The organism is Pseudomonas sp. P135, from assembly GCF_020312125.1.
Classification (GTDB): Bacteria; Pseudomonadota; Gammaproteobacteria; order Pseudomonadales; family Pseudomonadaceae; genus Aquipseudomonas; species Aquipseudomonas fragariae.
Genome location: NZ_JAGPYR010000013.1, coordinates 39,695 through 62,577, shown reverse-complemented (window position 1 = coordinate 62,577; position 22,883 = coordinate 39,695). Strand labels below are relative to the sequence as shown.

The 22,883-nt window shown below is 59.6% G+C and carries 17 protein-coding genes and 1 pseudogene; 7 read left to right on the top strand and 11 right to left on the bottom strand.

Annotated elements, in window-relative coordinates; genetic code table 11:
* Window positions 1-15: 15 nt before the first annotated feature.
* The 5 genes from KBY08_RS18545 to pncA all read right to left on the bottom strand — a co-directional run bounded on the left by KBY08_RS18545 (window position 16) and on the right by pncA (window position 5,244).
* The gene (locus KBY08_RS18545) at window positions 16-942 is read right to left on the bottom strand and encodes an alpha/beta fold hydrolase (protein ID WP_024639643.1); all 927 of its coding nucleotides are present in this window, start codon (window positions 940-942) and stop codon (window positions 16-18) included.
* A gap of 435 nt (window positions 943-1,377) precedes the next feature.
* The gene (locus KBY08_RS18540; protein ID WP_003404984.1) at window positions 1,378-2,775 is read right to left on the bottom strand and encodes a sensor histidine kinase; all 1,398 of its coding nucleotides are present in this window, start codon (window positions 2,773-2,775) and stop codon (window positions 1,378-1,380) included.
* Window positions 2,753-3,436 (bottom strand): response regulator transcription factor, encoded by a 684-nt coding sequence (locus KBY08_RS18535; protein WP_003371891.1) that lies wholly within the window; start codon window positions 3,434-3,436, stop codon window positions 2,753-2,755. Before KBY08_RS18535 ends, KBY08_RS18540 begins: the two co-directional genes overlap by 23 nt.
* An 86-nt stretch (window positions 3,437-3,522) precedes the next feature.
* Window positions 3,523-4,458 carry a formate/nitrite transporter family protein gene (locus tag KBY08_RS18530; RefSeq protein ID WP_003404982.1) on the bottom strand — a complete coding sequence of 312 codons (936 nt, stop codon included), beginning with the start codon at window positions 4,456-4,458 and terminating at the stop codon, window positions 3,523-3,525.
* 141 nt (window positions 4,459-4,599) lie between these two features.
* Window positions 4,600-5,244, bottom strand: a complete 645-nt coding sequence (pncA, locus tag KBY08_RS18525; protein ID WP_011268238.1) for a bifunctional nicotinamidase/pyrazinamidase — start codon at window positions 5,242-5,244, stop codon at window positions 4,600-4,602.
* 192 nt (window positions 5,245-5,436) lie between these two features.
* On the opposite strand from pncA, the gene KBY08_RS18520 reads away from it, so the two are divergent.
* The gene (locus tag KBY08_RS18520) at window positions 5,437-7,563 is read left to right on the top strand and encodes a TonB-dependent siderophore receptor (RefSeq protein WP_024652436.1); all 2,127 of its coding nucleotides are present in this window, start codon (window positions 5,437-5,439) and stop codon (window positions 7,561-7,563) included.
* A gap of 110 nt (window positions 7,564-7,673) precedes the next feature.
* Here the strand turns inward: KBY08_RS18520 and KBY08_RS18515 are convergent, their stop codons facing one another.
* The 5 genes from KBY08_RS18515 to KBY08_RS18495 form a co-directional block, all read right to left on the bottom strand.
* On the bottom strand, window positions 7,674-8,816 hold the full coding sequence (locus KBY08_RS18515) for a cellulase family glycosylhydrolase (RefSeq protein WP_032620435.1): 1,143 nt from the start codon (window positions 8,814-8,816) through the stop codon (window positions 7,674-7,676).
* 421 nt (window positions 8,817-9,237) lie between these two features.
* Window positions 9,238-10,194 (bottom strand): D-2-hydroxyacid dehydrogenase family protein, encoded by a 957-nt coding sequence (locus tag KBY08_RS18510; RefSeq protein ID WP_024660430.1) that lies wholly within the window; start codon window positions 10,192-10,194, stop codon window positions 9,238-9,240.
* A 42-nt stretch (window positions 10,195-10,236) separates the two neighbouring features.
* Window positions 10,237-10,890: a DUF1345 domain-containing protein gene (locus KBY08_RS18505; RefSeq protein WP_003404973.1), complete on the bottom strand. Its 654-nt coding sequence runs from the start codon at window positions 10,888-10,890 to the stop codon at window positions 10,237-10,239.
* Between the two features lie 152 nt (window positions 10,891-11,042).
* Window positions 11,043-12,395, bottom strand: a complete 1,353-nt coding sequence (gene gudD, locus KBY08_RS18500; RefSeq protein WP_003404971.1) for a glucarate dehydratase — start codon at window positions 12,393-12,395, stop codon at window positions 11,043-11,045.
* Between the two features lie 64 nt (window positions 12,396-12,459).
* Window positions 12,460-13,785, bottom strand: coding sequence for an MFS transporter (locus KBY08_RS18495; protein WP_024642089.1), 1,326 nt, complete (start codon window positions 13,783-13,785; stop codon window positions 12,460-12,462).
* 459 nt (window positions 13,786-14,244) lie between these two features.
* On the opposite strand from KBY08_RS18495, the gene KBY08_RS18490 reads away from it, so the two are divergent.
* Window positions 14,245-14,958: a FadR/GntR family transcriptional regulator gene (locus KBY08_RS18490; RefSeq protein WP_003411521.1), complete on the top strand. Its 714-nt coding sequence runs from the start codon at window positions 14,245-14,247 to the stop codon at window positions 14,956-14,958.
* Window positions 14,959-16,042: 1,084 nt separating this feature from the next.
* Here KBY08_RS18490 and KBY08_RS18485 read toward each other — a convergent pair.
* Window positions 16,043-17,134 carry an alpha/beta hydrolase gene (locus tag KBY08_RS18485; RefSeq protein ID WP_024651521.1) on the bottom strand — a complete coding sequence of 364 codons (1,092 nt, stop codon included), beginning with the start codon at window positions 17,132-17,134 and terminating at the stop codon, window positions 16,043-16,045.
* Window positions 17,135-17,364: 230 nt separating this feature from the next.
* Between KBY08_RS18485 and KBY08_RS18480 the strand changes: the two genes are divergently transcribed.
* From KBY08_RS18480 to KBY08_RS18465, 5 genes and pseudogenes are all read left to right on the top strand, one after another.
* A complete protein-coding gene (locus KBY08_RS18480; RefSeq protein ID WP_060400265.1) occupies window positions 17,365-18,456 on the top strand; it encodes a sugar diacid recognition domain-containing protein in 1,092 nt (363 codons plus the stop codon).
* Window positions 18,457-18,567: 111 nt separating this feature from the next.
* Entirely contained in the window at window positions 18,568-19,707 is a 1,140-nt protein-coding gene (locus KBY08_RS18475) for a glycerate kinase (RefSeq protein WP_032657193.1), read from the top strand.
* A 172-nt stretch (window positions 19,708-19,879) separates the two neighbouring features.
* Window positions 19,880-20,650: pseudogene (locus tag KBY08_RS26875) on the top strand (HAMP domain-containing protein); the annotation flags it as partial.
* On the top strand, window positions 20,639-21,505 hold the full coding sequence (locus KBY08_RS26870) for a methyl-accepting chemotaxis protein (protein WP_412548562.1): 867 nt from the start codon (window positions 20,639-20,641) through the stop codon (window positions 21,503-21,505). The pseudogene KBY08_RS26875 and the gene KBY08_RS26870, both read left to right, overlap by 12 nt.
* Window positions 21,506-21,630: 125 nt before the next feature.
* Entirely contained in the window at window positions 21,631-22,875 is a 1,245-nt protein-coding gene (locus KBY08_RS18465; RefSeq protein ID WP_111522762.1) for an AGE family epimerase/isomerase, read from the top strand.
* Window positions 22,876-22,883: the final 8 nt, after the last annotated feature.

Genomic DNA, 22,883 nt, shown 5'->3' with positions numbered 1-22,883 from the left:
GCGCAGGCGAGTGCTTCAGGCCATCGCGGTGACGCTGGGCCAAACCTCCTGGGTAGCTTCAGTGCCCAGAAATGTCAGTACGTTTCTTTGCGAGTGGTGCCACGCCGCCTTGCTTTCCAGGTCCAGAAAGTGCCCGGTGTCCGGAACGACGTTGAAACTGCTTTTGGCGATGTAGTTGGAAAACATGCGGGCATCTTCAACGGTGGTGTATTCATCTTTTTCACCGTTGATGAACAGCACCGGAATGTTGATCGAGGAGAAACGCTCGACGTAGTTACTGGCGCTTAGTTGGCGAATCTGGCTGATATGAAAGTCGATCTGGCGATATTCGTGCTCGGCAAGACTGATCAGGTGCTTGTAGTTATAGAGTTTGAACAGGCGTGGCAGGTACTTGCCCACGGTGTCGTTGAGCAGTGAGCCGATCTTGCGTTTTTCACGTGCGGCGAGGTAGACCTGGGCGTTGTCGATATAGTCGAGCATGGCCTCGTTGAGGACCGGCGAGAACGAGCTGATGATGGCCTTCTCCACGGACGGAGGACATTCGGAGAGCGCCAGCAGGGCCGATACACCGCCCCAGGAGACCGACAACAGGTGGTTTACCTGATAGAGATCAATCAGTTGCAGGAGAATGTTTACTTCGTCTTCCTTGCTGACAATCATGTCGTCCGGGTTGTGCGCTCGGGATTGCCCCGAAAACGGCAGGTCGAACAGCACCAGGTTGTAGTGCGGTTGCAAGTACTTGACCGTCTGCCCGAAAGAGCCCGTGGTCGACAGTGCACCGTTGACCAGCAGAATGGTCTTGGCGTCGCTGCCTTTCCAGTAAGTCTCGGCGTAAACCTTGTACTTACCGATTGTTAGAATCTTCGATTGTGCGCCCATAACAGCCTCCCAGCTAAAATTTGATCCAGCAATTAGTGCAGCGTTCTCTGCTTCGGCAGCCATGCCAAAGCCTCGCCTGGTAAGTGGCGAAATCCGGTGAGTTATTATTCTGGGTGCAGCGGAAACGTTACCGCAGGAACTGTGCTTGCCCGGACATAGATAACGCAGTGCCAGCATGGCGACAAGTCACTGACGTCATAAAAATGTCTGGCTGTTCACATTGTGCCTTGGCGTTTGGCCATCATCGTTTTGGCAATAGAAGGTTTTAATCGGGGAAAAGCGCCGTATGGAGCCTGAAAAGCGCATTTATTGAGGGGAACTTGTGCGTGCTGAAACGGTCAAGCCAGGTGCGAATCTGAAACATCTAGTTACGAATTTGCGCTTGGCAGAATGCGCCAGATTAATATCGAAATCGCCGAAACCCTTGAGCCAGACGCGTTAATCTCGTCAAAAAGCAGGCACGATCGTGCAATCAAGGGCTTGGAAAGTGCCTGAGTCTCAGGCCAGCGTATTCACCGTGCGGCATTCCAGCAGCAAACTTGCGCCGCCGTATTCGCTGGTGCCTATCTGCAGTGTAAAACCGTGCAGATTGACGATTGCGGCCACTACGGAGAGGCCGAGGCCGAAGCCGCTTTGCTCGGTGCCGGCCTCACTGCGATAGAAGCGCTGAAAGACAGCCGCGCGCTCGGCGACGGGGATGCCAGGCCCGGAATCCTGCACCTCGATGCACGGCGTGGTGCCGCCGGGGGCAGGGTAGGCGCTGACTTTGACGATTCCGCCGCCCGGGGTGAACTTGATTGCGTTGCCCAGCAGGTTGGTCAGTGCTTCGAACAGCAGAGCGCGGTCGCCTACCAGAGTGGGTAGCGGTTCATGCAGGTCGAGTATCAGGGTGATCTGGTCTTCTTCAGCCAGCGGCAGGTGGAAATCATGTAGCTCCTGCAGCAACGGACGCAGTTCCAGTTCAACGAATGCCGAGCGCCGCTGGCGGTCTTCCAGCTCGGAAATGCGTAGCAGTCCGCGGAAGCGTGCCATCAGCGTGTCAGCTTCGCTGATGACCTGGGCAATCTGCGTGGCATGGGTCGAATCGTGTGCTGACTGCTGCTGAATACGGTAAAGCTGCGCACGTAAGCGGGTCAGCGGTGTGCGCAGGTCATGGGCGATATTGTCGCAAACGCCCTTGACCTCGTTCATGAGCTTTTCGATACGGTCGAGCATGGCGTTGACGATCACCGCCAGCATGTCCAGTTCATCGCGCCTGTTGGAGACCGGCAGACGGCCGGCCATGTCGCCGGCGATGATCGATTCGGCGCTGGCCTGGATCGCGCGGATACGCCGCAACGGCCTGCGGCGCAGTAAATGCCAGCCGGCAACACCGGGAATAATGGTCAGCGAGATGCCCCACAGCAAGGCATGCAGGATCAGCGTGCTCACCGCAAACAGAGAGCCGTTCTCGCGAACCAGCACCAGCCAGCGGCCGTCCGACGTGCGATTGACGATCGCATCGCAACTGCCTTGCGGCATGCCTGGATCATCCGATTCGATGCAATCGTTCAGTACATGAATCTGGCCGTCGATAGGCAGGTTTTTCGGGACGCTGGTGATAGGCCCGGCAACCGGGCGGAAGTTCTCGTCGAACAGACCGTAGGCATCCACCGAACGGGTATCGAAGGTCATGCTGGTGGCCAGAGCGTCCACCAGGCCCTGGCCCTCGAAGCGCGAAAACAGTTGCTGGCGATGGGTGAGCGACTGGCGGGCGAGGGTGTCCAGATAAGACGTCACCTCCCAATACAGCACGCCAAGCAGAATCACGCTCCAGGCTACGAACAGCGAGCTGTACAGCGCCAGTAATCGACTCGTGGATGATCGCCAGCCGTCAGACGGGTTCGGCAATGACATAGCCGGATCCTCGCACGGTCTGAATGAGCTGTGCGGTACCGGGTTGGTCGATCTTCTTGCGCAGACGGCCGATGTGAACGTCGATCAGGTTGGTGCCCGGATCGAAGTGGTAGCCCCAGACTTCCTGAAAAATCATCATTCGGGTGATGATCTGTCCGCTGTTGCGCATCAGAAACTCAAGCAGCTTGAATTCGGTGGGCAGCAGGGTCAGCGGCTCGCCGCCGCGACACGCTTCCCGGGTGATCAGGTTCAGTTCCAGGTCGGCAACCTGCAATACCGTCTTGGCGGCACTGACCGGGTTACTGCGTCGCAATAACACCTCGACGCGCGCAGCCATCTCATCCGACGCGAAGGGCTTGGGCAGATAGTCGTCCCCTCCGGCACGCAGGCCGCGAACGCGCTCGTCCACGTCGGAAAGGGCGCTGATCATCAGGATCGGCGTGGAAATGCCCTGGGCACGCAAATGGGTGACGATGGTCAGACCATCCATCTCCGGCAACATGCGGTCCAGGGTAATAAGGTCATAATCGCCACTCACTGCACGTGCCAGGCCGTCACGGCCATTGTCGACCCAGTCCACTTCCAGCCCGTGGCTGCTGAGTTCGGTCACGATTTCCTTTGCAGTGATGGCATCATCTTCGATTGCCAGAATTCGGGTCATGGTCCCTGCCTGAATAGATGCGTTCAAAGAGTCATTCTGCCTTTAAAACCCGCCGCGTTTCCTGAAAGAAAGTTTAATGATAGGGATCATATTTCTCGCTTTGCCGTGGAATCCGCTTCCTTGAGCTTTTGCGCTTTCTCCAGGCGACGTTTTTCTTCCTTGTTTTTGCGGTCGCGCTCCATTTTCTCTGTGGTGTCTTTTTCACTGCGGATCTGCGCATGGCTGATCAAGGCGAAAATAAAACTGCCACCGATAATGTTGCCTGCCAGGGTGGGGCCTGCAAAAGCGAACCAGAAATCCTTCCAGCCCAGCTCACCTGCGAATACAAGATAGGATACTTCGGCCGAACCCACCACGATGTGCGTGAAGTCGCCGAGCGCCATCAGGTAGGTGATCAGCACAATGATCGCTATCTTGGCGTTTTCCATCGACGCGATCATCCAGACCATGGTCGCAATCATCCAGCCCGAGACGATGCCCTTGGAAAACATCTGGGCCATGTCGTTTTCCATGACCTTGTGGCCAATTTCCAGAAACGCCTTGTCGGTGCTGGTATCGAAAATCGGCAGGTTGAGCATGACATAGGCAACCAGCAGTGTGCCGACCAGGTTGCCGGTCAGAACCACACCCCACAAGCGCAGCAGCCGCCCGATGTTGGCCAGGTTCAGCTTGCTCATGACCGGCAGCACAGCTGTGATGGTGTTTTCCGTGAACAATTGCTGACGCGCCAGGATCACCGCCAGAAACCCTGCCGAATAGCCGAGGCTGCTGATCACATGACTGCCGGGGATGCCTTCGAGGCGCGAGTTCAGCAAACCCATCGCCATCAGCGACAGGCCCATGGTCAGTCCTGCAGCCAATGCCGACCACCACAGCGCGGCTACGCTGCGCTCCAGTTCGTGGTCGCCCTGCATGCGAATGGTTTCGTGCAACACCGCCGCGCGGGGCGGCTGGTTCTCATCGATCTCGCGCTCTTCCTCGGCTGACAGGCCGGGGGTCTTGCCATCTACTTCGTGGTCCATACAACGTCCTCAGCGCCAGTGATGAAATGGACCGACCGGGGCAATGTCGGGCCGATGGTTCAGACAGGCGCCGCGCGCTGTCGTTCGCCAGCGGCGGGGCGTATCGAGAATTGTTTGAGCCAGTTGGCAGAATGTGTCGGTCTAGCCCAGCAGATCGGCGCTCTGAACGCGTTCGATACCCATGCCCAGCATGGTCTTCCAGGCGTGCTCGAGCGAGCCGTTCATGTCGATGGCGCGACAGGCGTCTTCCACCACAAAAGTGTTGAAACCGGCACTGCGTGCATCCTGCGCTGACCAGGCGACACAGAAGTCCAGCGCCAGCCCGACCACGAACAGCGTATCGATGCCGCGCTCGGTCAGGTACCCGGCCAGCCCTGTGCGGGTTGTACGGTCTGCCTCCAGAAATGCCGAATAACTGTCGATATGCGCATTGCAGCCCTTGCGCAGGACCAGTTGCGCGTGAGGCAGGTCGAGGTCGGCATGCAACTGCGCACCGTGACTGCCTTGTACGCAATGATCCGGCCACAGCGTCTGCGGACCGTAGGGCAGGGTGATGCTCTCGAACGGCAGGCGCTGCGCATGGCTGGAAGCAAAGGAAATGTGCCCGGCAGGGTGCCAGTCCTGCGTGATGACCACTTGGGAAAAGCGCGCACCCAGGCGATTGATCAACGGCAGCAGCGCATCGCCGTCAGCCACCGCCAGTTGCCCGCCGGGCATGAAGTCGTACTGCATGTCGATCACCAGCAAGGCGCAACGAGGATCGGCAGGCTTGTGGGAAAGGGGCATCGTGGGTTCTCTGGTAAGGAGTAATGAGCTCAGTTTGCCTGTTTATCGCCACGTTGGCTAAGCGGCATACCTGGCCTTGGCAAGAGTATTTTTTGGGAATTTGTATCAGGCGTTAATACGAATCTGTACTATTCGCAAAAAAATCCTGCCAGGTCCCAAGAGGCCTGGTTTCTTGCCAAGGGCTGTATGTCGATGCGTCGTACTCTCGTTTCACTTTGCGTTATCCAGGCTATCTCTCAAACTGCCTGGGCCGATCAGGTGCCTGGCGTCCAGCCTGCCATGGAGCTGCAGAATATCGATATCCAGGGCGCCGCCAATGCCGAAACGGCACAAGGGCCGGTCGATGGTTATCGGGCCACACGCTCCGCCAGCGCAACGCGTACCGATACCTCGTTGCACGAAACCCCGCAATCGGTCAGCGTCGTGACCCGCGAAGCGGTCGAGGACATCGGTTCCACACGTTTGCAGGATGCTCTCGACTACGCGGGTGGCGTCGGGCGAGCCAACAACTTCGGCGGCCAGGGGCTGACCACCTTTACGGTGCGCGGCTTTACCACCGGCGAGTTCTATCGCAACGGCTTCCCGATCAATCGTGGTTATCCGAACATGCCGGACGCCAACACCATCGAGCGTCTTGAGGTGCTGCGTGGTCCGGCCACCACGCTCTATGGTCGCGGCGATCCGGGCGGCACCTTCAATGTGCTTTCCAAACAGCCGCTGGCCGAGCCTTCCGTGACGCTGGGCAGTCAGCTCAATGATCAGGGCATGAAGCGCGGAACGCTGGATGCCTCCGGGCCACTGGATGACGAAGGCCGGTTTGCCTATCGCCTGAATGTGGTGGGTGAGGGCGGCGATACGTTCCGTGACCACGTCGAAACCGAGCGCTATGGCGTGGCGCCAGTATTGAGCTGGCAGGTCAACGACGCCACGCGCATCACCTTCGAAGGCGACTTCATGCGCAACAACGCGCCGCTGGATCGCGGTTTGACGCGGTATGCCAACCAGACGGGCACCGCTTCCCGCGACACGTTCTTCGGCGAGAAGAGTGTGGGCAAGCTGCATAACGATAACAACATGGCACAGCTGCGCTTCGAGCATGACCTCAACCCGGACTGGACGCTGGGCGGTGGCTTACAGATCCTTGACGGCTCCCTGCAGGGCGATGCCATCGAGGCCAACGGGCTGGCGGCGGACGGTCGCACGCTCGGGCGCAACTTCAACTATCGCAAGCTGGAATGGACCGATCGCGATGTGCAGCTGAATCTGACCGGGCATTTTTCAGCGGGCGGTTTCGAGCACACGCTGCTGACCGGTGTCGAGTACGAAGATTATGACTACAAGTCGATCATTCAACGTTCCAGCGGTGCAGTAGCTGCCTACCCGATCGACCTCTTCAATCCGGTCTACGGCCAGGCTCGTCCGGCACTGACCCGAACGACCACCCATGACAAGGAAAACCTCAAGACCTGGGCTGCCTTCGTACAGGACCAGGTGGCCCTGACCGAGCGCCTGAAGCTGCTGGGCGGTGTGCGTCTGGAGCGTTTCGAACATGATTACGATTCTTTCCTGCCCGGCACCAGCAGCTGGACTGCCAGCGATAACGCGGTCACACCGCGCCTCGGCCTGAGCTACGACCTGACCGACGACCTTGCCGTCTACGCCACCACCGCTCGCTCGTTCAAGCCCAACAGCGGTGCCAGCCGACTGGGTGGCGGGTTCAAGCCGGAGGAGGGCAAGTCCTATGAAGTCGGAACCAAGTGGGAAGCGCTGGACGGGCAGCTGAGTGTCGACACGGCGATCTATCAGATCGAAAAGCGTAACGTGCTGACCACCGATCCGCTCGATTCAACGTTCAGTGTGGCGGCGGGCGAGGTGCGCAGTCGCGGCCTGGACCTGAACGTGGTCGGCAACCTGACTCCGCAATGGCGGGTAATGGGCAGCTACGCCTACGTGGACGCCGAGGTCACCAAGGACAACACGCTACGCTCCGGTACACGGTTGATGAACATTCCCGAGCAAACGTTCAGCCTGCTCAACGTCTACGAGTTTCAGGACGGCGCCCTGCGTGGTCTGGGCCTGGGCGGCGGCGGTCGCTATGTCGACCAGCGCGCCGGGCGGACAGCCAACACCTCTTTCTCGATGGACAGCTATACAGTGTTTGACCTGTTGGCCTATTACAAGGTCAACCCGCACGTGAAGCTCAATCTGGACCTGAAGAATGTGTTCGACACAGACTATGAGGAAGGCTCTTTCGGCAATGTCTATGCCTATCCGGGGGCTCCACGGACAGTGCAGGTGGGGATTGCCTATACGTTGTGATGCCGTGTGCCGGTATCGGGTTCTGATGGAGAAAGCTTGACCCTTTCAAGGGCAGGTTCAGCAGCGTGTGTCATGGGCACCGGCCCTTGCGCACACGCGGCCGTGCATCATCAGTACTGATCGGCCGTTGAAAAACCGGCACGATGGCGAAGTTTGCCCCCTTGGAACTGTTCCTTGCCGGGCAAAATATCCGCTCCGGCGGCTTTGAGAGCGCTCATATTATCCCGCAAGGCGTTGGTGGCGGCGTCCTTTTGCTGGAAGGTATTGTTTGCTGTCAGGTTGGCATTACCCACTTCGCCAATCTGGAATTTATAGCCAGCCTCTTTCAATGCCTTGATCTGGCTGGCGAGTCGCGAAGAGGCTTCGCTTTCTCTGGCGTACACATGAAAACTGCCAATCAGGGCAGGGTTGTCGTCGCCATTGGCAGCTTTTAATTGAACAGCAAACTTGACCAGGCCGCTTTGCGGACCTGCGGTCAGGCCACCTCCCCAATTGCTGTCCTCGACAATAATACTTCCTTTATAACCGGCATCGCGTGCGGATTTAATTAACGTGGTCTGCATGTCAGCCCATTCCTGACTTGCGCTTTTACCGCCCTGATGGAAAGTATCCAGCACAAACCCGGTGCGGCTGCCAAACCGTTTGACAATGGTACTGATGTCGGCCGCGGCCTCCTTCAATTTGTCCCCCGTCAGCACGTTTCCGCTGCCCTGGTTCGCATCGTCGCGGAACGTGAACTGAACTTTTACACCCTGTTTGCCCCCTTCACTGAGCAATGCTCTGAGCTTATCCAACTGCCTGCTGTCCTTGATCTGATCGTGCGTCATCTGAAAGCGCAAGGTTCCGCCTCCAATCGCTTTCAGGTCCTGAATCATCTTCGTGGCAGCGGCAGGTGTGGCGATATCATCAGGATTGACGTTGGCTCCCCCGCGCAAGACGGGCTCGGCGGTTTTGACGGGCTCGGAAGCGGAAACCTTGTCTTTGTCTTGGACTTTTGTATCTGGCTCGGCAGAGGTCGTGTTGTCTTTGACAGTGGCCACGTCATTGAGCATGGCCTTGGTATAGACCGGCGACGTTTCCGCTGCTTCAGCGGAGCGCCTGTCGGAGGGGGTGTAGGTATCGAGTTTCGTCTGCGTATCCGAAGTTGCAGCCGTCGTGCCAGCGCTCGCCGGCTGTGGGGTCCTGTCTGCCGTGACAGGTTTCTCGTTAGCTGCCATGAGGCTGTCATGTGGCCTGGCTGAGCGGATATTCATCGGGTGTCTCAGTAGTCTGTGCGAAAAATGGCTGCGCCTGATGAAGCAGGAGAATGAATCTCGAGGCAGGCGATAACTTATGGAATGACAGTGTTCATATAAACATGTCGGAAACTTAATTGAGCGATTGTGCGACTGTTTCCATGTTTCTGTTGTTTATTGATGCTCGGGCTCAGCGTGCAACTATATCCCGGACATTGTCCACTGGACGAGCAGGTTCGTATAGAACTCATTTCCCGTGCAGCAAAAGTCTGGCCGGTTAATTCGGTTATGGCCTTTTTCTGTCCGAAGCACTGGTCGTTTACTGGCCTGGAAGCGAGGGCCGACAGCGCGGCCCTTGATCAGGCTTTAAAGCGGCTGATACGCAACGCCCAGGAGCAGCGTGGCATCCATAGGTTACAGGCTGATGTTGCAGGGCCCGTCAGCCAAACACCCGAATGGGCGACCCCGCATGCCACGCCTGGATGTCTTCGATCATCTGCCCGTAGAAAGTCCGGTAGTTGTTCTCGGTGACGTACCCGATGTGCGGGGTCGCCAGCACGTTGTCCAGGGTGCGGAACGGGTGGTCGGCCGGCAGCGGTTCGAGGTCGAAGACGTCCAGCGCTGCGCCGGCGATTCTGCGCTGTTGCAATGTTTCGATCAGCGCGGCCTGATCGATGATCGGGCCGCGTGACGAGTTGATCAGATAAGCGCCCGGCTTCATCCAGTTCAGTGCTTCTGTATCCACCAGGCCGCGGCTGCGATCGCTGAGCACCAGGTGCACCGACAGCACATCGGCCTGTTCGAACAATTGCTGTTTGCTGACATAAGTGACGCCGGACTCGGCAGCAGCCTCTGGTGTCAGGTTCTGGCTCCAGGCAATGACCTTCATGCCGAATGCCTGCCCGTAGCGGGCAATCCACTTACCGATACTGCCCAGGCCGAGAATACCCAGGGTTTTGCCATGCAGATCGCTGCCCAGCCCGACCTGCCAATTGCCGGCACGCAACGCGTTGGCCTCGGCCACCAGATTGCGGGTGATGCCCATGATCAGCGCCCAGGTCAGCTCCGGTGCCGCATGCTTATAGCTTTCTGTTCCACACACGACAATGCCCTGACGCTTGGCCGCAGCGGTATCAATCGCCGCATTGCGCATGCCGCCGGTGACCAGCAGTTTCAGCGCCGGCAGCTGGCTGAGCAATGTCGCATCGAACAGGGTTCGCTCGCGCATCACGCAAATGATGTCGAAGTCTCGCAGGCGCCGCGCCATGGTCGATGTATCGGCAGGGTAGTCATGCAGAAAACTGATCTCGCCCATTGAGCCGAGCACGGACCAGTCCACTACAGTGCTGGCGACGTTTTGCCAGTCATCGAGTACCGCGATTTTCAATGGGGTCATTGTCTGAAGGCCTCTTGATGGGATTGTTTTTCAAGGCAAACGCTAATTGAACAGGCTGGCGGCGATATTGATCGAAAAGCCCAGAATCGCGGTGTTGAACACAAAGCAGATCAACGACTGGCCGAGCACGACCTTGCGCATTTCGCGCGTCGCTACGCCGACGTCGGAGGTTTGCACCGCGACGCTGATGGTGAACGAAAAGTACAGAAAGTCCCAGTAATCGGGGTTCTTTTCACCGCCCACAAACGCCAGTGCGGGCTCCTTGCCTTTCCAGGTGTAGAACATGCGTGCGTAATGCAGGCTGAAGATCACGCCGATCATCAGCCAGGAACCGATGACTGTCAGGCCGGTGAAGGCGTGGTGAAGCATTCTGGCGTCGTTGGAAAGGCCTTTGCTGCCGGCGATTTCAAAAATGATGGCGGCCAGACTGGCCAGTGCCGCAACGCAGACCGTGACCAGAATGACGCCTGCGTTTTCGTCTTCCCTCATGGCGACTCGCCGCACATCCTCAGCGTCGCTGCGCAACGTGCGGATGAAAATCATGATCAGATAAAGCCATACTCCCGTGTCCCAGCCAGTCAGCAGGCTCTGGGTCAGTGTCGAGTGAGGGATGAGCCAGGACCAGGCGATGCCGGCGGTCAGGCCGACCAGAGCGGCAAGGGTAAGGCGAGGGCGGGTGCGGGCGAGGTGGCGCATGCGGTCTAATCGTCACTGGACAGTACGGGACATTAGCATGCCGCTTCTGGAAGCCTAATTCGATTAAAAAAAACGGCGCGCAAGGGGGTTGCGCGCCGTGTGCCAGCCAGAGGTTGAACAGGCGGCGAGTCAACTGCGAATGTCGGACCGATTCAACGCACCAGGCAAGGCTGCTTGTTGTTGAATGTCCAGTCCGGGATCAGAAACTGCATGGCCACTGCGTCATTGCGAGCGCCCAGGCCCATGCCTTTGTACAGTTCATGAGCCTTGGCCAGCTGGTCCATGTCCAGCTCGACACCGAGCCCCGGTTTGTTCGGGACCTCGACCTTGCCACCGACGATTTGCAGCGGCGCCTTGGTCAGACGCTGTCCGTCCTGCCAGATCCAGTGGGTATCGATCGCCGTGATAGTGCCCGGCGCTGCAGCGGCCACGTGGGTGAACATCGCCAGGGAAATATCAAAATGGTTGTTGGAGTGCGAGCCCCAGGTCAGGCCCCACTCGTTGCACATCTGCGCCACCCGTACCGAGCCCTGCATGGTCCAGAAATGCGGGTCGGCCAGTGGAATGTCCACCGACTGCAACTGAATGGCGTGACCCATTTCCCGCCAGTCGGTGGCGATCATGTTGGTGGCCGTCTTGAGGCCGGTAGCGCGGCGGAACTCGGCCATCACTTCACGACCGGAATAACCGTTTTCCGCGCCGCACGGGTCTTCGGCGTAGGCCAGCACATGATGCTGATCGCGGCACAGGCGGATCGCTTCCTTGAGCGACCAGGCGCCGTTCGGGTCCAGCGTAATGCGCGCGTCGGGGAAGCGTTCGGCGAGCGCCGTCACCGCTTCGATTTCCTGGTCGCCGCTCAACACGCCGCCCTTGAGCTTGAAGTCCTGAAAGCCGTAACGCTGATGTGCAGCTTCGGCCAGGCGCACCACGGCCTGCGGCGTCAGTGCTTCTTCATGGCGGATACGGAACCAGTCGTTGTCGGCCTCGGGTTCGCTGCGGTAGGCCAGATCGGTCTTGCGCTGGTCGCCGACATAAAACAGGTAACCGAGCATTTCAACCTGATCGCGTTGCTGACCTTCGCCCAGCAATGCCGCAACCGGTACTTCCAGATGCTGGCCGAGCAGGTCGAGGAGCGCCGCTTCCAGCGCGGTGACCGCATGAATGGCAATGCGCAGGTCGAACGTCTGCAAGCCACGGCCACCGGAGTCCCGATCGGCAAACGCCTTGCGTGCCTGGTTGAGGATTTTCTGGTAGGTGCCAATGCTGCTGCCGACGACCAGCGATCGCGCGTCTTCCAGCGTCTGGCGAATCAGCTCGCCGCCAGGCACTTCGCCCACACCGACATGCCCGGCATTGTCCTTGAGAATGACCACGTTGCGGGTGAAGTAGGGGCCATGCGCGCCGCTCAAGTTGAGCAGCATGTCGTCATGGCCGGCCACGGGCACAACCTGCATCTCGGTAATGACGGGGGCCTTGCTGGTGATATTGGATTGCTGAATATTCATGACGGGTCCTTTAAACGTAAGGCCTTGAAAATATGACCGATGAAAAAGCGGCTGCGCACGTGCATCAGTGGGTCGCCGGGGTCTGAATGGCGGCCACTGGCGTCGCGCCAGGCTTGGGGGTATTGCGCGCGGCGAAAACGATGATCGCGGCGATGATCGAAGTGGCTGTCAGGCCGTACAGTCCGCCCTGGATCGAGCCGGTGTGTTCTTCCAGCAGGCCGAAGGTGGTCGGTGCCACGAAGCCGCCGAGGTTGCCCACCGAATTGATCAGCGCGATGACCGCAGCGGCGATCCGCGCGTCCAGATAGGCCTGCGGGATCGGCCAGAACAGCGAAGAAGCCGACTTGAAACCCAGTGCGGCAAAGCAGATGGCAACGAAAGCGAAGATCGGGCTGCCGGTGGTCGACATGAACATTCCGGCAGCGGCAATCAGCAGGGCAATGGCTACCCAGGCTTGCTGGCGTTTCCACTTGGCGGACAGCGAGGCGAACACGTACATGCCGATGATCGACAGCAGCCACGGAATCGAGTTGAACATGCCGACTTCGAAGTCAGTCAGGCTGCCCATCTTGCGGATGATGCTCGGCAGCCAGAACGTCGCTGCGTAAATCGTCAGCTGGATGAAGAAGTAGATCAGGCAGAACAGAATGATCTGACCGTCTTTGAGCAGCTTGCCGATGGACGCCTTGACCGGCGTCGCCGCTTCACGGGCAGCCTGCTCGGCATCGATGGCGTTGACCAGTGCATCCTGTTCTTCGCGGGTCAGCCACTTGGCATCGTGCGGCTTTGAGTCCAGCCAGAACCAGACGAAGAAGCACAGGCCGACCGAGAACATGCCTTCGATGAAGTACATCCACTGCCAGCCCTTCAGGCCGAAACCGGTGATTTGCAGCAGCAGGCCGGACAACGGGCCCGAGATCAACGAGGCGATGGCCGAACCGCTGAGGAAGATGGCAATCGCCTTGCCACGCTCGACGCCGGGAAGCCAGCGGGTGAAGTAGTAGATCACGCCTGGAAAGAAACCGGCCTCGGCCACGCCGAGCAGAAACCGCAAAATGTAGAAGTGGGTTTCGGTCTGGATAAAGGCCATGCAGGCCGCAACGATGCCCCAGGTCAGCATGATCCGCGTCAGCCAGATACGTGCGCCGACTTTCTGCAACAGGATGTTGGAAGGGACTTCGAAGAGGGCATAGCCGATGAAAAACAGTCCGGCACCCAGGCCATAGGCAGCAGCGCCGATACCCAGGTCATGCTCCATGTGCGAACGCACGAAGCCGATGTTGACCCGGTCGATGTAGTTGACGATGAACATGATGACGAAAAGCGGCAGGACGTGACGTTTGACCTTCGATACGGCTGAATTCAGAACCGAACCTGTGCCGTCGGCCATCCTGGAATTGGATGTGCTCACAGTTGAATCTCCCACTCGTTGTTTTTATGCGGGTATGTGCGAAGTCTGTCCCTCGCATTGTCGGTCATCATACAAGTAAAAAGCCGTTGTGCAATCCCTTGGCGGTGATGATCTGCAAGATTATCAACCTCGAGGCATTTGCCGTTGTGCGGGTGTGTCGAGCCTGTGTGACGGCGTTAATTTAAAGTTTTTACCAGTAAATGCTGAGGTTTTTGCTTGTGTACATCAGCTGGACCTGACCGGTGACTTGAACGCAATGGCCGATGGGAGGCAGGGTGGGTGGAAACAGGAGCTTTGACATCCGGGAAAGACTTGTAATACAAGTAAGACAACTGCGCCGGGCTGTCAAACCCGGCTTCCGGCCGCTCTCAGCCCGGTATTCGCGCTGCCATGGCCGTGATACGGCAGCATAAACAGACAAGTCAGGATTCATTCACCATGCAAGAGCCTGCCAGCACAGCGCCCAAACGCCGTCAGCACAGCCTGGCCACCGATCTGGTCACCGAACTGAGCCAGCGCATCCTGCTCGGCAAGATCGCACCCGGTCAGAAGCTGCCGTCCGAGAACCAGATCGTCCGCGAGCACGGCGTTAGCCGTACCGTGGTACGTGAAGCGATTTCCAAATTGCAGGCGTCCGGGCTGGTGGTGACCCATCACGGCATCGGCACCTTCGTGCTCGAGCGCAGTGATCAGACGGGGCTGCGCCTCAAGGTCGAGACCGTTTCCAGAGTGCGCGATATCATCGAACTGCGCATCGGCCTGGAAACCCAGGCCGTGGCGCTGGCGGCTGTGCGCCGTACCGATGAGCAACTGGCGGCCATGCGTCAGGCGCTGGATGATTATCAGGACCTGCTGGCCAACGACGACAGCTGCGTCGAGGCTGACAAGCGCTTTCACATGCTGATCGCCGAAGCCACCGGCAACCCGTATTTTCTGGAGATCATGCAACACCTGGGCAGTGCGGTCATTCCGCGCAGCCGCATTGCATCGAGCGAGCGGGCAGGTAACAACCTTGCGCATCAGGGCTACCTGGCCAACCTGGAACACGAAGCGCTGCTCAGCGCCATTCGCCGCAAGGATCCGGATGCCGCGCGCGCGGCGATGTGGACGCATCTGAGCAACAGCCGTGAACGGCTGGTTCCACTGGAGTAGGCGCGAACGTGTTTGCTCCCACAAGAGCCCTCCATACTCGAGCGTACGGCAAAAATGTAGGAGCGAACCGGGCGACGCTTCGCTTGTTCGCGAAAGGGGCCGTATAGCCGCAGAAGATTCGGCGTTCAAAACACCGCCTTCGCGAACAAGTTCGCTCCTACAAAAGCCCCCATGCTTGAGCGTACGGCAGAAATGTNACTCAACCCCGACGCCGGGTTAAGGGATACGTTTCTCGGGGGCAAGGTCATCAAAACGCTGCCTTCGCGAACAAGTTCGCTCCTACAAAAGCCCCCATGCTTGAGCGTACGGCAGAAATGTAGGAGCGAACTTGTTCGCGAAAGGGCCCGTACAGCCGCAGAAGATTTGGCGTTCAAAACACTGCCTTCGCGAACAAGTTCGCTCCTACAAAAGCCCCCATGCTTGAGCGTACGGCAGAAATGTAGGAGCGAACTTGTTCGCGAAATGGGTCGTACAGCCGCAGAAAATTTGGTGTTCAACACCACCCCTTCGCGAACAAGTTCGCTCCTACAAAAGCCCCCATGCTTGAGCGTACGGCAGAAATGTAGGAGCGAACTTGTTCGCGAAAGGGCCCGTACAGCCGCAGAAGATTTGGCGTTCAAAACGCTGCCTTCGCGAACAAGTTCGCTCCTACAAAAGCCCCCATGCTTGAGCGTACGGCAAAAATGTAGGAGCGAACCGGGCGACGCTTCGCTTGTTCGCGAAAGGGCCCGTACAGCCGCAGAATATTCGGCATTCAAAACACCGCCTTCGCGAACAAGTTCGCTCCTACAAAAGCCCCCATGCTTGAGCGTACGGCAGAAATGTAGGAGCGAACTTGTTCGCGAAAGGGGCCGTATAGCCGCAGAAGATTTGGTGTTCAAACACCGCCTTCGCGAACAAGTTCGCTCCTACAAAAGCATCCCATGCTTGAGCGTACGGCAGAAATGTAGGAGCGAACTTGTTCGCGAAAGGGCCCGCACAGCCGCAGAAGATTTGGCGTTCAAAACACCGCCTTCGCGAACAAGTTCGCTCCTGCAAAAGCCTGGCCCCACGGTATCGACGATACAAGGGAGGCGGTTGCGTACTACGGTGTTGCGTTCAGCACGCCGAGCATCACGTGGCTCTGCCACTCGAAATACGGGTTGAAAGTCAGTCGCGCATGGATCTTGCCTGGCTCGGTATAGCCCCAGTCCGAATACCACACCGGCTCGCCGGCCATGCACCTGGCGGTGTCCGCCGTGCTCTGGCCGTTCCAGCAGATACGCTGGCTGCCGGATACGCCGTAAAGCGGATTGTCCGCTGAAAAAAGCAGGCCCATGTGTGAGAAGCGGCTGATGCGGTATTCCGGCAGGTAGTCCTTGCGCACCTCGACGCGCGGCGTATCGGCAGCCCGGGCCGGAAGGTCGCCGTACCAGATCAGGCGACTGGCGGGGCTGCTGAAGCGCTGGCTGAAATTATCCAGCACGTAATCAGTGTCGAGTACCGAGTCGTGCTCGGCGATGGCGATGAACACCGGCTTTGCATAGCGCCGCTGATGCAGGCGGTCCTGGGCCAGCGCGCTGCTGCGATAGAACTGGGCAAAACCATTGGTGGGCATGTTCATGTAGCGAACCGGCGTCTGCATTGGGCGCAGGCCTTGATTCGGCGCGGCAAGCCAGGGTCGTGCCCAGCCGATCCACGGAGTCAGCCAGGCATAGCCGCTGTTGGAGCGAAATGCCGGCGAGAACAAGAGCAGCCCGGAGATTTCGTCGTGCCCATAGGCGTAATCGAGTACCAGATTGGCACCGGTGGAAAAGCCGCCCAGATAGACCTTCGGCACTTCACGAGCGAGCAGTTGCGCCTGTTCGCGTACCACTTGCTGCCACTGTTCGAGGCGCACGTCGAGCATGTCTTCGGGCTTGGTGCCGTGCCCCGGCAACAGCACGGTTCGGACCAGATAGCCCTGAGCAGCGAGCGTCTGTGCCACGTCATGAAACGACCACGCCGAATCCCCCAGACCGTGCACCAGCAGCACACCGCCCTTGGGTGTCCCGCTCGGCGTCCACTGGCGCGGCGCGTTCCAGTCCAGCTCGGCCTGGTGGTCGGCGGTCTGGAAGTTGCGCTGGTTGCGGATCAGCTCGAGGGTCTGCTGACGGTAGTCTTCAAAGCGCTGTTTCGGCTCTTCGCTCTCTGCCATTGACGTGCAGGCTTGCAGGGTCAGCAGCGACAGCAGGCTGGCGAGTCGGAATTTGATCAAAGGGGCGCCTGTGCACACATATTCGAGGGTTCAAAAGGTCGACGCGGGCACTCTGCCATGTACGTCGCGCCCGTGACTACTTTCAGGCACACTCGGGCGTTCTATAACTTCAACAAAATGTATCCATATGCCCAACCATTGCAAGCCTCGCCACGCGTCAGGAGTCGTTCATGTTCGCCCTTGACCGAGCGCTGGCCCAGGACATCGTCGACCGGGCCATGGCCATCCTGCCTTACAACGTCAATGTCATGGACTACCTGGGCATCATCATCGGCAGCGGTGATGCCGAGCGCTTGTGTACCCGTCATGAGGGTGCGCAGCGAGTGCTGGCCAACCGGCAGGTGGTGGAAATCGATTCTCTGGCAGCGTCGCAGCTCGGGGGTGTCAAGCCGGGCGTCAATCTACCGCTGATGCTCGATCATCAACTGGTGGGCGTGCTCGGTATCACCGGCGAGCCGGACGAGGTGCGGGTGTATGGCGAATTGGTCAAGATGACTGCCGAGATGCTCATGGAACAGCGTCGTCAGCAGGCTGACCTTCAGTGGCGGGCGCAACGCAGCGAAGACCTGCTGGCTCGCCTGCTGTTGCCGGATTGTCCCGATAGTCTGGTGGATGAAGCACGACAGTTGGGTTTGCAGCCGCACATTGCGCGCCAGGTGGTACTGCTGCAGTTTGCCGAGGAGGGGCTGGCTGCCAGCCAGGTTGCCAAATGGCTTGGCACGCGCTATGCCGACAGCTGGTGCGTGCTGCGTGAGCCGACCTTGCTGTACTGGTGCCGCGCGACGGGCAAGGAGCGTGACGATGCGCTGCTGCTCAAGCAGTTCGATGAGCACCACTGGCCAGTGCTGCGTATGGCCACCGTGGCGCAATCGGCGGACCTGCCCACCCTGCGCCAGGCCTGCGCGGCAGCGCGGGATCTGCTCGACTACGCCCGTCAGGCAAGGCCGGCGCAGCGCCTGCTGCGTCTTGAAGCCTATCGGCTGCCGTTGCTGTTCTGGCGCTACCGGCATGACTGGCTGGCTGAACACGTCGCCGAGCCAATGGAGCGTCTGCACGCGCATGCGCAACTGCTCGACACCTTGTGCAAATGGTTCGAGTACAGCGGCGAAAGTCAGGCCTGCGCCGAAGCGCTGGGTATCCATCGCAACAGCCTGCGCTACCGGCTGGAGAAGATTGGTGAGTTGACGGGCTGCGACCCTTACAAGACCGACGACCTGCTGCAACTCTACCTGGGCGCGCAGATGATCACTCGTCAGACCTGAAGCCGGGTTTTGTTCAAACGCCCGATAATGGCGACGGATCATTGTGCGAGCGGCAGGCGGCAAGCACGGTCTTGAATGAGAGCATTCGAGCACCGGATCTGGAGAACAACAATGAAAATAGTCATCGCCCCCGACTCGTTCAAGGACAGCCTCAGCGCCCAGGCAGTTGCCGACGCGATCGCCAGTGGTCTGGCCGAAGTCTGGCCGCACGCCGAGTTGATCAAATGCCCGATGGCAGACGGCGGGGAGGGCACCATCGAGGCGCTGCTGGCTGCCTGCAATGGCGAACTGATGAGCGCCAGCGTCAGCGGCCCGCTGGGCGCCCCGGTCAATGCCCAGTGGGGCTGGCTGGCGGACAGCAGGACCGCAATCATCGAAATGGCCATGGCCAGCGGTCTGCAACTGCTGACCCTGGCACAACGCGACGCCTGCGTGACCAGCACGGAAGGCACCGGCCAGTTGATCTCGGCGGCACTGGATGCGGGAGCCCGTCGGGTGATCCTGGCCATCGGCGGCAGCGCAACCAATGACGGCGGCAGCGGCATGCTTTCAGCCTTGGGTGCACGCTTTCTGGATGCCGACGATCAACCGCTGGCGCCGGGCGGGCTTGCGCTTGCGAACCTGGCGCGTATCGACCTGAGCGGTTTCGATCCACGCTTGTCTGACGTGCGCGTCGAGATCGCCGCCGACGTCGATAACCCCCTCTGCGGGCCGAATGGCGCCTCATCTATCTTCGGCCCGCAAAAAGGCGCATCGCCCGAGCAGGTCGTGGCGCTGGACGCCGCACTCGGCTGTTTTGCCGACCAAACGGCTCAGGTTCTCGGCCAGGACTTGCGCGACAGCCCTGGCAGCGGTGCAGCGGGGGGCATGGGCTTTGCCGCCAAGGCCTACCTGAAGGCCTCGTTTCGTGCCGGCGTGGAAGTGGTGGCCGAACTGACCGGGCTGGAACAGGCGCTGATCGGTGCCGATCTGGTCATCACCGGCGAAGGCCGTTTCGACGCGCAAACCCTGCGTGGCAAGACACCGCTTGGTGTTGCGCGAGTCGCCCAGCGTCGGCAAGTGCCGGTGATTGTGCTGGCGGGAACCCTTGGCGACGGCTATGAGCAGATGTATGCGCACGGCATCGGCGCAGCCTTTGCTCTGGTCAGCGGCCCAATGAGCCTCGAGCAGGCCTGCCGCGAGACCCGCCGCCTGCTGCACGAGCGTGCGCGCGACGTGGCGCGGCTCTGGCAAATGGCTTCGGGCGGTTGATGACTGCGCTGTGATCAGCGGGCACCGGACGAGCGATTGGCCGTTATTTTAAGTAACCCTGCAAATGATCACTGGGCGTCCTAAAGAATTATTTGATCAGGGCGATACGCTGTCGGTTGTTTGACAACTTCGTGTCGGGCACTGCCCTCAAAAAATATAAAGAGCCCTGGTCATGAATCTACGCAAACTCACTATCGCTCGTCGTGCCGGTCTGGGTTTTACCCTTATTTCCCTGCTGGTGGCATTGCTGGGGTGGTTTGCGCTGGCGCAGATGTCGACCATCCGCCAGAGCGAAGTGGCGGTGGAGACCAACTGGCTGCCCAGCATGCGAGTGGTCAACGATATCCGCGAAATCATGCTGCGTATTCGGACCATTTCCTTGCGCATGGCACTGGACACCGATCCTGCGAGCATTCCGACCTACCGTGGCCAGCTGGACGTACGTCTGGGCGATCTGGACAAGAAGCTGGCCATTCTCAAGACCTTTGTCGACACCCCGGAAGAGAAGTCGCTGACCGACCAGTTCATGGTGACCATGGGCCAATACCGCAGTGCGCTGGACCGTTCCTTTGTACTGGCCGGCCAGGGCGACAGCGTCGGGCTGAACAAGCTGCTGCTGGTCGACATGAAGCAGATCGTCGACGGTTCCGGCAAGCAACTCGGTGACCTGGCCGACTTCTATCTCACCCAGGTCGATGCGGAAGGCAAGTCGGCCGGGGCCCAGTACGACAAGTCGCGCGACATCGTCATTATCTTTGTGATCATTGCCGCGCTGTGCACCATCGGCCTGGCACTCTGGCTGACCCGCAGCATCGTCGGCCCGCTGCAACGTGCAGTAACCGCCGCCGAGCAGGTTGCCAACGGCGACCTGACCCATACCATCGAAGTCGATGGCGAAGACGAAGTCACCCGACTGTTGCGTGCCCTGGCGATGATGCAGGTCAATCTGCGTGAAGCCATGCGCCACATCGGCAGTTCGGCCACTCAACTGGCATCGGCCGCCACCGAACTCAACTCGGTCACCGAAGACAGCTACCGCGGGCTGAACCAGCAGAATGCGGAGATCGACCAGGCCGCCACAGCGATCAACGAAATGACCTCGGCAGTCGAGGAAGTTGCGCGTAACGCCGTGTCCACGTCGGACGCCTCCAACCAGTCCAGCACTTCGGCGTTGGCGGGCCAGACGCGGGTGATCGAGACGGTGCAGTCGATCCAGACGCTGACCGACAACGTGCAGGCCACCTCGACGCTGGTGCAAAACCTTGCCAATCAGTCGCAGGACATCGGCAAGGTGCTGGACGTGATCCGCTCGATTGCCGAGCAGACCAACCTGTTGGCACTCAACGCCGCTATCGAAGCGGCACGTGCAGGCGAGTCGGGCCGTGGTTTTGCGGTGGTGGCGGACGAAGTCCGCGCATTGGCGCATCGCACCCAGCAGTCGACGCTGGAAATCGATTCGATGGTCAGCGCCATGCGCAGCGGTTCAGCGCAGGCGCTCGACTCGATGAACACCAGCCGCGCTCGGGCCGACTCGACATTGGCACTGGCCAAGGGCGCGGGCGAGTCCTTGAACGAAATCACCTCGTCGATCAATCAGATCTCCGAGCGCAATCTGGTGATTGCCAGCGCGGCGGAAGAGCAGGCGCAGGTCTCGCGTGAAGTCGACCGCAACATCGTCAACATTCGCGATCTGTCCATGCAGTCGACTCAGGGTGCCAACCAGATCAGTGCGTCGAGCCATGAATTGTCGCGTCTGGCGGCCGATCTGAATCAGGTGGTCTCACGCTTCAAGGTGTAAAACCCTACATTGATACAGGTTGTGTCCGCTTGCCGACGATCGACCGGACGCGCATTATGCCCTCGGTCGAAATGACCTCCGGTACAGTCTGGGCACAACCTTATCGAAGGGGGCGGCATCGCTTCATGAATAACAATAATCAAACCTTCAGCAGTTGGCTGCGCTCGCCAGCCCATCACCAGTGGCTGGCACTGGAAGGCAATCGTCTGTTGACCTTCGCCAAGGCTTCCAGGCTGGACAACGGCTTTGGCAGTCTGGATGACTACGGTCGGCTGATGGTCGGTGCCACCGCAGGAACCATGAACACGGCGCGCATGACCCACTGTTTTGCCATGGCGCATGCGCAGGGCATTCCCGGCTGTGCTGCGCTGGTCGATCACGGTATCGCCGCACTGCGCGGACCGTTGCACGATGCTGAACACGGCGGCTGGTTCAGTGCCGCGCTAGAAGACGGCGGCAAGACTGACAAACAGGCTTATCTGCATGCGTTCGTGGCATTGGCGGCCAGCTCTGCCGTGGTGGCGGGGCGGCCTGGTGCGCAGGCATTGCTGTCAGACGCCATCCAGTTGATCCAGACGCATTTCTGGAGCGAGCAGGAAGGCGCCATGCGTGAGTCATTCGCGCGGGACTGGAGCAGTGAAGAGTCGTATCGCGGTGCCAACAGCAACATGCACAGCACCGAAGCCTTCCTTGCGCTCGCCGATGTGACGGGTGACGCGCAATGGCTCGACCGGGCGCTGAGCATTGTCGAGCGGGTTATCCATGAGCATGCCGGCGCCAACGACTTTCAGGTCATCGAGCATTTCACCCAGGATTGGCAGCCGCTGGCCGATTACAACCGGGAAAACCCGGCCGACGGTTTCCGGCCCTTCGGCACCACGCCGGGGCATGCTTTTGAATGGGCGCGGCTGGTGTTGCATCTGGAGGCTGCGCGCCGTCAGGCTGGACGCGCCAACCCCGAATGGTTGCTGGACGATGCCCGCCAACTGTTTGCCAATGCCTGCCGGTACGGTTGGGATGTCGACGGTGCCGCGGGTATCGTCTACACCCTCGACTGGCAGAACGAACCGGTGGTCCGTCACCGTCTGCACTGGACTCATTGCGAAGCGGCCGCCGCTGCCGCCGCATTGCTGCAACGTACCGGCGAGCAGCAGTATGAAGACTGGTATCGCTGTTTCTGGGAGTTCAACGAGACCCTGTTCATCGATCACGAGCATGGCAGCTGGCGCCATGAACTGAACGAACGCAACGAGCCCAGCGCAGACATATGGCCCGGCAAGCCGGACCTTTACCACGCCTATCAGGCCACGTTATTGCCGGTGTTGCCCCTGGCGCCAAGCCTGGCCAGCGCCCTGGCGGGGCTGGAATGAACGGCTAG